Origin of the sequence: Corallococcus terminator (assembly GCF_003611635.1) — a bacterium.
GTDB lineage: Bacteria > Myxococcota > Myxococcia > Myxococcales > Myxococcaceae > Corallococcus > Corallococcus terminator.
Genome location: NZ_RAVZ01000284.1, coordinates 1 through 13239, shown reverse-complemented (window position 1 = coordinate 13239; position 13239 = coordinate 1). Strand labels below are relative to the sequence as shown.

11 protein-coding genes are annotated in these 13239 nt (G+C 70.9%); 5 read left to right on the top strand and 6 right to left on the bottom strand.

What is annotated here, in order from left to right:
* Nucleotides 1-438 (top strand): hypothetical protein (locus tag D7V88_RS43225; RefSeq protein ID WP_158625191.1); only part of this gene is annotated, 438 nt, incomplete at its 5' end.
* Between the two features lie 58 nt (nucleotides 439-496).
* Here the strand turns inward: D7V88_RS43225 and ybiA are convergent.
* Entirely contained in the window at nucleotides 497-1006 is a 510-nt protein-coding gene (ybiA, locus tag D7V88_RS31040; protein WP_120544238.1) for a riboflavin biosynthesis intermediates N-glycosidase, read from the bottom strand.
* Between the two features lie 92 nt (nucleotides 1007-1098).
* Between ybiA and D7V88_RS31035 the strand changes: the two genes are divergently transcribed.
* Entirely contained in the window at nucleotides 1099-1833 is a 735-nt protein-coding gene (locus tag D7V88_RS31035; protein ID WP_167509890.1) for a hypothetical protein, read from the top strand.
* Between the two features lie 26 nt (nucleotides 1834-1859).
* Here the strand turns inward: D7V88_RS31035 and D7V88_RS31030 are convergent, their stop codons facing one another.
* On the bottom strand, nucleotides 1860-2792 hold the full coding sequence (locus tag D7V88_RS31030; RefSeq protein WP_120544236.1) for a GDP-mannose 4,6-dehydratase: 933 nt from the start codon (nucleotides 2790-2792) through the stop codon (nucleotides 1860-1862).
* A 1-nt stretch (nucleotide 2793) separates the two neighbouring features.
* Complete coding sequence (gene gmd, locus D7V88_RS31025; RefSeq protein WP_120544235.1) at nucleotides 2794-3765, bottom strand: GDP-mannose 4,6-dehydratase; 972 nt, start codon at nucleotides 3763-3765, stop codon at nucleotides 2794-2796.
* 137 nt (nucleotides 3766-3902) lie between these two features.
* On the opposite strand from gmd, the gene D7V88_RS31020 reads away from it, so the two are divergent.
* The 3 genes from D7V88_RS31020 (at nucleotide 3903) to D7V88_RS44735 (ending at nucleotide 7709) form a co-directional block, all read left to right on the top strand.
* The gene (locus D7V88_RS31020) at nucleotides 3903-5174 is read left to right on the top strand and encodes a myxosortase-dependent phytase-like phosphatase (RefSeq protein ID WP_120544240.1); all 1272 of its coding nucleotides are present in this window, start codon (nucleotides 3903-3905) and stop codon (nucleotides 5172-5174) included.
* A gap of 58 nt (nucleotides 5175-5232) precedes the next feature.
* Nucleotides 5233-7032, top strand: coding sequence for a bifunctional metallophosphatase/5'-nucleotidase (locus D7V88_RS31015; protein WP_120544234.1), 1800 nt, complete (start codon nucleotides 5233-5235; stop codon nucleotides 7030-7032).
* A 230-nt stretch (nucleotides 7033-7262) separates the two neighbouring features.
* Nucleotides 7263-7709, top strand: a complete 447-nt coding sequence (locus tag D7V88_RS44735; protein ID WP_244238489.1) for a hypothetical protein — start codon at nucleotides 7263-7265, stop codon at nucleotides 7707-7709.
* A 346-nt stretch (nucleotides 7710-8055) separates the two neighbouring features.
* Here the strand turns inward: D7V88_RS44735 and D7V88_RS31005 are convergent, their stop codons facing one another.
* The 3 genes from D7V88_RS31005 to D7V88_RS30995 form a co-directional block, all read right to left on the bottom strand.
* A complete protein-coding gene (locus D7V88_RS31005; RefSeq protein WP_120544233.1) occupies nucleotides 8056-10836 on the bottom strand; it encodes an Hsp70 family protein in 2781 nt (926 codons plus the stop codon).
* Between the two features lie 25 nt (nucleotides 10837-10861).
* On the bottom strand, nucleotides 10862-12724 hold the full coding sequence (locus D7V88_RS31000) for an Hsp70 family protein (RefSeq protein WP_120544232.1): 1863 nt from the start codon (nucleotides 12722-12724) through the stop codon (nucleotides 10862-10864).
* Between the two features lie 98 nt (nucleotides 12725-12822).
* A partial coding sequence (locus D7V88_RS30995; RefSeq protein ID WP_147448935.1) for a DUF2760 domain-containing protein occupies nucleotides 12823-13239 on the bottom strand: 417 nt, incomplete at its 5' end.

Below are 13239 nucleotides of genomic sequence, written 5' to 3'. Positions count from 1 at the left end.
CCCACCCCCGTGACGCCTCCGGAGCAGAAGGCCCCGTCTCCGGCGGAAGCCGCGGAGGTCAAGGAGGCGGAGGAGGTGTTGCCGCTGGAGGTCACCGAGACGCCCGCGCCCCGCGACCCCATCGCCATCGAATCGCAGAGCGTCCAGGGCAACATCCTGAAGCTTGGCGTGCGGCATGGCGGCGGCTGCAAGGTGCACCGCTACGGTCTCGCGTGGGACGGGCGGTTCACGAAGACGGCGAAGGGCGAGCCTCGCGCGGAGCTGACCGTGCTGCACGACTCGAACAGCGACCGCTGCAAGGCGCTCGTCTACAAGGACCTGTCGTTCGACCTGTCGCTCCTGAAGCAGGAGTGGAGCGAGAAGGGCCACGGCGACCGAGGGACGCTGCACCTGGACTTCAACGGCATGCCGGAGCAGTCCGCCCAGTTCAAGTTCTGACGGACGCGTCCGGAGGACGGAAGGGGACCCCGCTCGAACGAGGGTCCCCTTGCATGCCTCAGTGTTTTTGGACGGAGGTGTGCCCCTGCGCGATGAGGTCCTCGCGCAAGCGGGTGAGCACCTTGCCCAGCAGGTTCATCCCCCTCCAGGTGGCGGGGTCCTGGATGCGAGGGTCCTCCGCGCCCAGGCCCACGCCCCAGATGCGATCCATGGGACTGGCCTCCACCAGCTCCGTGCCCGCGGTGGCGAGCAGTGCGTCCAGCAGCGACGGGTGCTGCGTGAACTTCGCGTGGTTGCCTTCGTAGACGATGCGCTCGCGCTCGCGCTCCCACAGCCCCGCGTCGAACGGACTCACCTTGCGGCCCAGCGCCTTGTGCTGCTTGGGCGTGGTGGCGCGCAGCACCTGCTCCAGCACGCGCGTGTCCCCGAACAGGCGCGCCTTGCCCGCCATCATGTACTGCTCCGCGCAGGTGTAGCGCACGCCCTCCACTTCGAACACGCAGGGGTGCCACTGCGAGAACGGCGAGCCCTGCTGCCAGAAGAACGTGAACCGCGATTGCGTCCCCATCGCTGCCTCCCAAAGTCTTGGTGTTATTTATACACGAACGCATGGCGATGGAGGAACCTGACGGGGCCTCCTACAATGCCCGTCCGCCCGCCATGCGACTTCAAGAAGCCCAGAAGCTGTTGGACCGTTGTTTCACCGGCACCCGGGAGGGCGCATCCCGCCTCCACGAGCCCTCCGACCCGCGCTTCTCCGGACGCGGGGGCGCGGTGTGGCTGGAGTACCGCTGGTACGTGCGCGAGCGCGGCATGGCGGAGGTGTTCCTCAAGTGGGACCGCGTGCCCTCCGGCGCTGAGAAGACGGCCGAGGCCACGGTGCTGCGCACGCACCTGATGGGCCAGTCCCCCATGCTGTCGCAGCGCGCGCTGCGCACGGTGGAGGGCGGCACGCCGGCACCGGAGCGCATCCTGGACGTGCTGCGAGGGGACGGCATCCGCCGCGAGTGCGTCGCCAAGGGCCGCACCACCGTCACGGTGGAGCACTGGGAGAGCATGCGTCCCACCGCGCTCCTGGACGTCGCGAAGTTCGAGGAGCTGGCCGCGCCCCTGGAGGCGGAGGACTCCACGCCGGAGTCGCGTCACGAAGCGGTGCAGCGGCTGTCCGCCGCGGAGCGCAGCCCGCGCGTGGTGGACGTGCTGCTGCGGATGGTGGCGCGCAAGCCGTCGCTGATGGCGCTGCGCATCCTGTCCGAGTGGGGCGAGGTCCAGGCCCGCCAGTACCTCCAGCGCGACCTGGCCGCCCTGACACCGGGCAACGCGGCGGACCTGTGGGCCCTCACCGCGCTGGACCGGCGCTTCGAAGCCTGGGAGGCCCTGGCGCACCCCGTGTGAGGCACGCCAGGACGGGCGCTTTTCCGTCAGTGCGACGGAGCGCCGCCCACCCGGGGGCCCAGCACGTCGCGCAGCGCATCCGCGACGGAGAGCTTCGGGGACCAGCCCAGCGCGCGCAGCTTGTCCGCCGAACCCACGAGGCTGGGGATGTCGGAGGGGCGCAGCCGCGCCGGATCCAACTCGATGCGCGCCTGCACGCCGGCCAGGTGGAGCATCTCCTCCAGCAGGCTGCGGATGGTGCGGCCCTCGCCGCTGCACACGTTGTACGCCTGCCCCGGCTCGCCCTTCGCGAGCAGCAGCCGGTACGCGTCCACCACGTCCTTCACGTGGGAGAAGTCGCGGATGGCGTCCAGGTTGCCGGTGCGCAGGACGGGGTCCACCGTGCCCAGCGCGATGGCGCGAATCTGGGCGGCGAACGACGGCACGACGAAGGTGGGGTCCTGCCCCGAGCCCAGGTGGTTGAAGGGCCGGGCGAGGATGACCTCCATGCCGTAGCTGCGGAAGAACTGCTCCCCGGCCAGCTCCGCGGCGGACTTCGACGCCGAGTACGGGCTCAGGGGCACGTGCGGGTGCGACTCCGTCGCGAGGGTGCCCTCCGCGACGGGGCCGTAGACTTCACCCGAGCCCACCACCAGCACGCGCGCCTTGGGGGCGTTCTCGCGCAGGGCGGTGAGCAGGTGCAGCACGCCCATGGTGTTCACCGCGAAGACGCGCGCGGGGTTCTGGTGGCTCTTGGCCACCGAGCTGAAGCCGGCCAGGTGCAGCACGGCTTCCGGCTTCACCTCGGCGACCGCCGCCTTGACCTTCGCCTCGTCGGCGATGTCGAAATGCAGGGCGGTGCTGCTGATGCCCTCGCCTCGGGGCCCATGCACCTCCACCACTTCGTCGCCGGCCGCCCGAAGGGCGTGACAGGCATGCCGGCCGACGAAGCCATCCGCTCCCGTGACGAGGACGCGCATCTTACCGCTGCCCTGCCTTCACGCGCTCCATGTCGGCATCGACCATCATCTCCACCAGCTCCTTGAAGCGGACGGTGGGCTCCCAGCCGAGCTTCTTCTTGGCCTTGGCCGCGTCGCCGATGAGCAGGTCCACTTCCGCCGGGCGCACGAACGCCGGGTCGGTGAAGACGTACTTCGTATAGTCCAGACCCACGCGCGCGAAGGCGATCTCCACCAGCTCCTTCACGGTGTGCGTCTCGTTGGTGGAGACGACGTAGTCGTCCGGCTCGTCCTGCTGGAGCATGCGCCACATGGCGTCCACGTAGTCGCCCGCGAAGCCCCAGTCGCGCTTCGCGTCCAGGTTGCCCATGGGCAGCTTGTCCTGGAGGCCGTGCTTGATGCGCGCCACGTTGTACGTGACCTTGCGCGTGACGAACTCCAGGCCACGGCGGGGCGACTCGTGGTTGAAGAGGATGCCGCTCACCGCGAACAGCTTGAAGGACTCGCGGTAGTTCACCGTGATGTGGTGGCCGTAGGCCTTGGCCACTCCGTACGGGCTGCGCGGGTAGAAGGGCGTGTCCTCCGTCTGCGGCACTTCCAGCACCTTGCCGAACATCTCGCTGGAGGACGCCTGGTAGAAGCGCACCTGGGGGCGGGTGTGGCGGATGGCCTCCAGCATCTTCGTCACGCCCAGCGCCGTGAACTCACCGGTGAGCACCGGCTGGTTCCAGCTCGTGGGCACGAAGGACTGCGCCGCCAGGTTGTAGACCTCGTCCGGCTGCGTGAGGCTCAAGAGCGCCGCCAGCGAGAACTGGTCGAGCAGGTCTCCCTGGTGCAGCGTCACCTTCCCCTGGAGATGAGCGATGCGCTCGAACTTCTCCTCGGAAGAGCGGCGCACCATGCCGTGCACCTCGTAGCCCTTCTTGAGCAGCAGCTCCGCCAGATAGCTGCCGTCCTGCCCGGTGATGCCCGTAATGAGTGCGCGCTTGGCCATGGCCCTTGTCTGTTCGCTGGGAGACCTGTTCGTTGTACCCGAGCCTTTCGCTGTCTGCCAACCGTTCCAGGGTTCCTGGAACTTGTACTGGCCCCTGCCCATGGCTAGGTAGGGAGCGACCTGCCCAGGAGCTGCCCATGCGACGTGCCCCTCTCTCCGCCTTGACGGCCGTCCTCGTGAGTACGGCCGCGGGGGCGCAGACGCCTCCGGTCGTGGTGCCCTACCAGTCCCAGACCCAGCCCGGGGCCCGCTCCGGGGGCGGCACCGTGGACGATGTGGCGTTGTGGGTGAATGCCTCCAACCCCGGGGCCAGCCGACTCTTCACGTCGGACCGGAACAATGGCCTTTTCGCCTACACGCTGGACGGCACGGAGGTGCAGGCCATCACCGAGGGCACGTCGGCGAGCGTGGACGTGGTGTACGGCTTCCCCGTGGGGGACGGCGTGACGCAGGCGCTGGTGCTCAGCGCGAACCCCACGCTGTCGGGCCTGGTGCCCTACGTGGTGGATTCCACGCCCGACGCGGGCGGGGGGCTGACCCGACTGGCGCCCCAGGCGGCGCCGCTGGATGTGGGCGTCTCCTACGGGACGGTGCGCCTGACCCGGGGGGCGGACGGGACGTTCCAGGCCTTTGGCGGGCTCGCGGGCGGGGGCTTGCGGCAGCTTGAACTGACCCCCACGGATGGTGGCGTCACGGCCGCGCTGGTCCGTGAAATCAACACCGGCTTCGTGACGGGCCTCGCGGTGGACCCCTCCCAGCGCGCCGTCTACGTGGCGCAGCAGGGGCAGGGGCTCTACCGCTACGGCGCGAACGCGGACGCCGGCATCGAGGGCCAGCAGGTGGCGCCGCTGGGCGACGCCGGCCTGACGTCGGTCGGCAGGCTGACGCTGTACGAGGCGTCCGGCGTGGACGGCTACCTCGTGGTCTCGGATCCGAACGCGAATACCTTCGTCGTCTTCGACCGGCGCACGCTGAGCCGGGTGGGTTCGTTCCAACTGGATCAGGACGGCGGCACCGACGGCGTGGAGCTGTCGCGCGGCGCGGTGGCGTACTCGGGCCGTCTGGGCGCGGGCTTCCCGGAAGGGCTCTTCGTCGCGCATGACGGCCAGAGCAGCAGCACGTTGGGCGACAACCTGAAGCTCGCCTCATGGGGCAGCGTGGCCCGGGGGTTCTCTCCACCCCTGGTCATCGCGCAGCAGGTGGATGGTGGCGCGGGCGATGGCGGCACCGCAGACGGTGGCACGGGGCAGGATGGTGGCGCGGTCATCATCCCGGGCCCCGGCAACCCGGGCGGGAGCGGCGACGACACGGACGACAGCGGCTGTAGCTGCTCCAGTACGTCGGTGTCCTCCGCCGCGATGCTGGGCCTGCTGGCGATGGCGCTGTGGGGTCGGCGCCGCCGAAGCTGAGCAGGGAAGCGCGAAGCAGGTTGAAAGCGAGGGGGGCGCGGGATGAAGTGCGCGCCCCATGCGCACCTTCCGCCTCACCGCCCTGGCGCTCGCGGCGCTCATCTCCGCCTGCCGGGGTGGGCCCCAGCCCGTCGCCGACGCCGTCACGCCCTCCGCTCCTCCCGCCGTCGTGGAGCCCGTGCGGCTCACGCTGGTGGGGACCAACGACTTCCACGGCTGGGTGATGCCCCACCGCGCCACGCTGCCGGACGGGCAGAAGGTGGAGCAGGGGGGCGCGGCGCTCTTCGCGTCCTACGTGGCCCGGCTGCGCGAGGACAACCCGGGCGGCGTGCTGCTGGTGGACGGCGGCGACCTGTTCCAGGGCACGCTGGCGTCCAATCTGGGCGAGGGCGCCATCGTGGTCGACGTGTACAACCTGCTCGGGTACACGGCGGTCGCCATCGGCAACCACGAGTTCGACTACGGACCGGTGGGGCCGGGCCCGATGGCCACGCGTCCGGACGAGGATCCGCTGGGCGCGCTCAAGGCCCGCGTCGCGCAGGCGAAGTTCCCCTTCCTGTCCACCAACGTGCGTGAGAAGGACGGCTCGCACCCCGCATGGCTGGGCAACGACGGCACCACGGTCGTGACGGTGAAGGGCGTGAAGGTGGGGCTCCTGGGCCTGTCCACGCTCCAGACGCCGGACACGACCAACCCCGCGAACGTGGTGAGCCTGAAGTTCGAATCGCTCGCCCAGTCCGCGCTGGAGGCCACCCGGACCTTGCGCGAGCAGGGCGCGGAGGTCGTCATCGCCGTCGCGCACGCGGGCGGCAAGTGCACGGACCTGTCGAACCCGCGCGACAACTCCGGGTGCTCGCGGGAGGACGGCGAAATCTACGCGGTGCTGGACGCGCTGCCGCCGGGCTCCGTGGACGCGGTGGTGGCGGGTCACACGCACCAGACCATGGGTCACTTCTTCGGCGACGTGCCGGTCATCGAGACGACGGGCATGGCCCGCTCGTTCGGTGTGGTGGAGCTCTACGTGGATCCGGTGAAGCGGCGCGTGCTGCCCGAGCGCACCCGCATCCAGGCCGCCATCCCGGTGTGCGGCGCCGTGGACGCCACGTTGAACACCTGTGATCCGCTGCGCCTGCGCGGCGCGAAGGACGTGCGGATGGTGCCGGCCACGTTCCTGGGGGCGCCGGTGACGCCGGATGCACGGGTGGAGGCGCTGGTGGCCCCGGCGGAGGTGCTCGTGGAGGTGGAGCAGCGCCGCCCGGTGGGGGTGGAGATCCAGGCCCGCATGCCGCAGGTGTACGACGCGGAGAGCGCGCTGGGGAACCTGATCGCGGACGCGATGCGCAAGGAGGCCCGTTCCGACGCGGCGGTGATGAACGCGGGCGGCATCCGCGCGGATCTTCCCGCGGGTCCGCTGACGTTCGGGAAGCTCTACGAGGTCCTGCCCTTCGACAATTCGCTGGCGGTGCTGGACCTGTCGGCGGACGAGCTGCGCCGCTTCCTTTCGCTGGCGTACGGCGGCCGCATGGGGGTCTTCGCGGTGTCCGGACTGGAGGTCACGCTTGCGGCCTGCGCGGGGCCGGAGCGGTTCAAGGGCGTGACGCTGCCGGGAGGCGCGCCGCTGAAGGCGAAGGGAACCTACCGGGTCGCCGTGCCGGACTTCCTCTTGCGCGGAGGCGATGGGGTAGGGCCGCTGACGTCCACGCTGCCACGGGAGCGGATCAGCCTGTTGCAGGGACGGGACCTGCGCGAGGTGCTGGTCGCGCATGGCCGCACGCAGAAAAATACCCTGAAGCCACCGGCACTTGGACGCGTTCACATGGTCCAGAGCGACGCTCCCTGCGCCGACGCGAAGCCCTGAAACCCAGGGGCCCTGCGGTTGGAAATTTTCTCCCTCCGCTGATCCGCTGGCACTGAACGGACGCGCAACCCAGCGAAAGATCAGCGAAAGGCGCCCGGGCCGAATTTTCGGCCTGGGATCAGTTTCCAACGGGCGGAAACCTCCCTACTCTAGGGCACGCGAGATCCCTTGCAAGCCGGGCCCTGAGCCAGCGTGTGCAAGCAGGAGTTCGTGCGTGGGAGGGACGAGAGATGCTCTACAAAGTGACCCCGATGATGGTCCCGGTGGTGCCCGAGAAGGACAAGGGCCGTGAGCCGGGGCAGCCGCGCAAGCGGCGCAAGTCCTCCGTCTACGACGCGGACGGCCACGAGGTGCTCATCTCGCTGATGTGCCTGAAGTGCAAGACGCTCAGGCCCCTGGCGCAGTTCGGGCTGCGGAAGATGGCGGACGGCGCCATCCGCAACCAGCCGTGGTGCCGGGGTTGCCGCTCGGGTGCGGGCACGAAGAAGCCCAAGAAGGGCGAGGCCCAGGCCACCACCACGGTCGTGGCGGCGGTCCCCGTGGAGGCGGTCCTCCAGGTCGTCGTCGCTGGCGTGCCGCTCGACGCGGCTCCGGTGGAGCCGACGCTGGTCGACCTGACCCCGGCGGTCCAGGCCAAGGCCGACGACACCGACGTGACGGCCCCCGCCCCGGTCTGATCCACGGGCCGTGGGATGTCCCACCTGGGGTGGGGTGCGCGATCAACGCTCGCGCCCCACACGGGATGGATCCGCCCGACAGGGTGGTTCCAGCGACCCACGGGCTGCTGACGCACCTGGGCTGATCCGTCCCTGAACCACCCGGGGCACGCCTTTCGCGCCAGCGCTGTGATCCCGCTGGAGCGGATCCGCGCGGGTTTCCAGGAGGGGCCACGCGGTGAGGCGGATGCCCGCGAACTTTCGATGCGACCTGGGACGTCGGCCCTCGTTCAGTCCTTGAGGACGTCGTCCCCGTTGCAGCCAGCGCCCCGCGCCAAGGCGTCGGGGCATTTCGTACCCGCCCGGATCAGGACAACCGCAGGCCCGCCGGCAGGGTATCGCCGAGCGCCCGGGCCTCATCCGCGGCTTCCAGCGCCACCACCTCACGCACCATCCGCACCCAGGTGTCGGACGCCTTCGCCGCGACGAGCGCCTGGGCCGTGCGCTCCCGCAGCTCCGGATCCAGGTCGCGCGTGCGATCGCCGGTGAGGCGCGCGAGCTGGGCGGCGGCGAAGGGCGCCCCGTCCACCTTGCGCAGGTCCAGCATCAGGAGCAGCTCCAGCCACGTCTCCGCGGTCTCCACATCCACGACCTTGTGGCTGCTGCCATAGAGCGGCACGCGCGCGCCCAGCCGACCCAGGGCCCACGCCCACGGGCCCCCGGAGCGGGACTCGACCCTCAGGCGCGAGGCGATCCACCGGCCGGCCTCCGTCTTGTCGCCCGGGGACAGGTGCTCCAGCGACGCCACGGTGCGGACCATCTCGTCCAGGCCCTCGGGCTGGATGCCCTTGATCTTCCCGGCCGGCGCGGGTGCCTCCAGCGGGATGCGCCGGGCCAGGTGCGGCTGGAGGTAGGTGAAGAGCTTCTGCTGCTGCGCTTCGGTGAGGCCGCCCGCGATGCGGCGCCACATCACCCAGAACTCCGTCCACACCGCCTTGTCCTGGTGGTGCTGCACCAGCGCGTCGAAGAGGCTGAAGGTCTGCTCCGCGCGCCAGCCGTCCAGCGGGTAGCCGAAGCCGGGGCGCAGGCAGAAGCCGGTGAGGCTGTAGAAGACGCGCTCGTGATCATCCGTGCGGCGGCGCTTGCTGGCTCCCGCGTACAGCGTGCTCCACAGCTCGCGCAGCACGGGCACTCGCCACGTGTCGCGCGGGCCCAGCACCTTCTCCAGCGTGCGGGACAACTGCTTCACGTCCTTGGGCCCCAGCGGCAGCGGCTTGTTGCCGTAGACGCGCTCCACGTTGTCCTTCGCCTCGGCGAAGCGCGCGGGCATGGACTCCGTGATGGTCAGCTCGTGCGAGCCGCCAGTGCCGCGCAGCTCGAACTCCAGGCGCCAGCGCTCGTCCGCCACGTCGGACACGCAGAACAGCTCCAGCGTGCCAATCTCCGTGAGCGCCGCCTGCAGGTGCACCGGCACCTCCGTCACCTTGCCCGACGCGCCCTTGAGCAGCGTGTGGATGGGCGGCAGCGGCTTCAGGTCGTCCGCCAGCGGCACCAGGTCCCCCGGCTTGTCGATGCGGTCGCTCGTCGTGGAGTAGAGCGCGAACTGCACCGGACGGCCCAGGGTGAGCGTGAAGGGGCGCTCGCCCAGGTCCACCTTCTGCCCCTCCTCGAAGCCGCGCGGGATGAGGCAGAGCGTGGGCTGCTCCTCGCTCTCCGCGCCGCGCTGCAGGCCCACGTAGTACGCCCGCGCCGCGCCACCGCCGATGCGCAGGCCGTGCCCCCGGCGCACCAGCCCGTAGTATGCCGCGCCCCGGGCGACGGCCAGCTCCAGCGACTCATGCTTCAACAGCGGGATGCGCGGAGCCTGAGGCCACCACGCGGACAGCGCGTCCACCAGCCGCGCCGAAATCTGGGGCGAGTTGAACACGCCACCGTTGAGCAGGATGGCGTCGGGGCGGGGCAGGGCGCCCTCGGTCGCGGGCGTCTCTCCCAGCGCCGCGAACCCCGCCGCCGCGTGCTGCGCGAGGAAGGCCGCCAGGTGCCGGGTGACGGCCGGATCCTGCACGTACGGAAGCCCCAGCTCCTGGAGCGCCATGCGCGCCGTACGACGGGGGCGTTCCTCCGGAGGCGACAGCGGGAAGAAGCCGTCCAGCACCAGCGCGTGCGCCTCCTCGCGCCCCAGCTCCGTGGACAGCGTGCCGCCCAGCAGCCGGCTGCCCTCGCTGATCAACGACAGGCCGTACTTCTCCGGAGGCTCGCGGCCGAGCAGCTCCTCCTTCGCGGTGCGAGCGGCCTGGATGGCCTGCGTCCACTGCGTCGCGGACAGGCGCCGGCCGTCCTTGGAGAGCTTCTCCTCCATGCGCCGGGCGAGCGCCGCGTCCATGTTGTCGCCGCCCAGCATCAGGTGGTCGCCCACCGCCAGCCGCCGCAGCATGGGCCCTTCCGGCGACACGCCCGCATGCACCAGCGTGAAGTCGGTGGTGCCGCCGCCCACGTCCACCACCAGCACCAACCGCACCTGGGACAGCGTCTGCTCCAGGCCGGAGCGGTGCCGCGCGGTGTAGTCGTAGAAGGCCGCCTGCGGCTCCTCCAGCAGCGTGAACTTCTCCAGCCCCGCCTTGCGCGCCGCGCTCACCGTGAGGGCGCGCGCCGCCTCGTCGAAGGAGGCCGGGACGGTGATGACCACCTCCTGCTTCGCGAGCGGTTCGTCCGGATGGGCGAAGTCCCACGCGCGGGCCATGTGCGTGAGCAGCAGGGCGGAAGCGTCCACCGGGGACAGCTTCTGCACGTCCGCCGGAGCACCCCACGGGAGGATGGGTGCGGAGCGGTCCACGCCAGGATGGCACAGCCAGCTCTTGGCGCTGGCGATGAGCCGGCCCGGAACGCGAGCCCCCTGCCAGCGGGCCAGTTCGCCCACCACCCACGGCCCGCCGTCGTCGCCCCAGGGCAGGCGCAGCGACTCCGGGGCCAGCTCGTGGCCGCCGGGGACGTAGACGGTGGACGGCAGGAGCGCGCGCGGGGCCACCTCGCCCTGACGGACGAGCTGGGGCAGGGGGAAGTCCTCGACGGGCGCCCCCGCCCCCTTGCCTGGATCCACGGAAGCCACCGCGCAATGGGTGGTGCCCAGGTCGATGCCAACGATTCGCATACGCCTCCGGTGTACGGGGCCTCTTCTACTCCTTCATGCGCACGTTGAGTTCCAGCTTCCAGCGCCCGGGGCCATCCTTCTCCAGGCACCGCAGCTCCAACGTGCCCACCTCCGTCACCGCCGCCTGGAGGTTCACCGGCGTCAGGTCCCCGTACGGCGTGGCCTGTCCGGGCAGGGTCGTCTCGATGGGGGCCACCTCTTCCAGCCCCCCGGACGCCAGCTCCGAGTCCACGTCGTCCAGCAGCACGCCCACCCGGTCATCGCGCCGCACCGACGACGCGAAGAAGCGGAAGCTCGTGGGCTCCCCGGTGACGAGGCCGAACTCCTGTGGCGGCACGTCCGCCTGCGTCCCCTCCTCCATGCCGAAGGGCGCGACGCACAGCGCCTTCACGGGGGGCTCCATGCCCGGCACCGCCGGCATCGCCGTCTCCACGCCCACGTAGTACGCGCGCGCCGTGCCACCGCGGATCCGCAGGCCATGCCCCTGGCGCACCCAGCCGTAGTACGCCGCGCCCCGAGCCACCGCGAGGTCCAGGTCCGCCCCCTCCAGCTCCTTGGCCGGGGGCGCGCCTTCCGCCGAAAGCCACGCGTTGAGGACCTCCATCACGCGGCCCTTGAGCGGTCCCGCCTTGAAGACGCCGCCGTTGAAGAGCACCGCGGTGGGGTGCAGGAAGCCCTTGCCCGCCACGTCCACCGGCGAATCCGAGCTGGCCGCGAGCGCCTGCGCCTGCCGGGTGAGGAACGCCGCCAGGTGCTTCGTCACCGCCGGATCCTGCGCGTACGGCAGCGCCATCTGCGCCAGGCCCGTGCGCCGCGCCGTGCGGGGCAGGTCCGTGACGGGGGACACCGGGAAGAAGCCGTCGGTGAGGACGCGATCCAACTCCTCGCGCGTCAGCTCCGTGCGCAGCGTGCCGCCGATGAGCGACGAGCCCCGTCCCGGGATGGCGATGGGAACGCGGTCCAGGGAAGGGTCCGCGTACAGCGTCTCCTTCGCGTGCCGGCACCCGTAGGTGAGGCCGTTGAACTGCCATGCGTCCAGCTTGCGGCCCTCGGCGGCCATGCGCTGGTTGAGCGTGTGCGCCAGGGCGAGGTCCATGTTGTCGCCGCCCAGCAGGATGTGGTCGCCCACCGCCACGCGCAGCAGCTCCAGGTCTCCTTCGCGGTCCTTCACGGTGATGACGGAGAAGTCGGACGTGCCGCCGCCCACGTCGACGACGAGGATGACCTCGCCGGGCTGCACCTGCCGGCGGAAGTTCTCCCCCATCGCCTCCAGCCACGCGTACAGCGCGGCCTGCGGCTCCTCCAACAGGGTGATGTGCGCGATGCCCGCCGCCTTCGCCGCCTCCAGCGTCAGGTCGCGCGCCGCCGCGTCGAAGGACGCCGGGACGGTGACGATGACCTCCTGTTCGGACAGGGCGTTGCCGGACTCCTCCTGCGCGCGGGCGAAGGTGTGGTCCCACGCCTCCTTCAGGTGGCGCAGGTAGCGCGCGGAGGCATCCAGCGGGGACACGCGCTGGACCTCCTCCGGGGCCTGCCAGGGCAGGAGCGCCGCCCGCCGGTCCACGCCCGGGTGCGACAGCCAGCTCTTCGCGGAGGACACGAGCCGCGTGGGCACCTTGGCCCCATGCGAGCGGGCGAAGTCACCGACAATGACGCCCGGCTCCGGGTTCCACGGCAGCCCCAGGCTTCCTTCGGGAAACTCCTGCGCGCTGGGGAGGTACAGGAAGGAGGGCAAGAGCGGGCGCGCTTCCACGGTGCCGGGCGCGGTGACCTGCGGCACGGGCAGCATGGCCTGCGAGGGGCCGCGCGGCTTGCCGTCCTCGAGGTTGAAGTAGGACACCGCGGAGTGCGTGGTGCCCAGGTCGATGCCGATTGCGTATCGGGCCATATCGGTCAGGAACCCCTCATGAGGGGCCCCTGAATCCTTTCACCTGGAAGGGAAGGGGACTTCACGTCAAAAGCGCTGCCTTGCGGCCCGGAAGGGCGTCAGGCGAGTTCGACCTCCGCTGGGGCCAGCACCCGGGGCTCCATGGCCGGGCTCACGGACGGGAACTTCACCTCCGTGGTCACCCAGCCGTGGTGCCGCAGCGTGCCCCCATAGGGAGGCTGTCCCGCGACATTGCCCGTCAACCGGATGCGCTGGGCATCGAAACCGGCGGGGACCGTCACCTTGTCGCCTTCTCCCTGCGGCAACACCGGCTGGAGCGTCAGGTACTGGTGGACCACCTTGCGGCAGCCCTCATGGACGATGCGGGCCGCCGCGCCCACGTCCGCGTCCGGGAAGGCCGCCACGTTCTCCTGCACGAAGTCCAGGAAGCGACCCTCGCGCTGGAGCATGGCGAGCAGTGACAGGGCGCTGGCGTGCTCCCGCTCCGGCGTCAGGGGAGGGGGGGGCGCCACGGG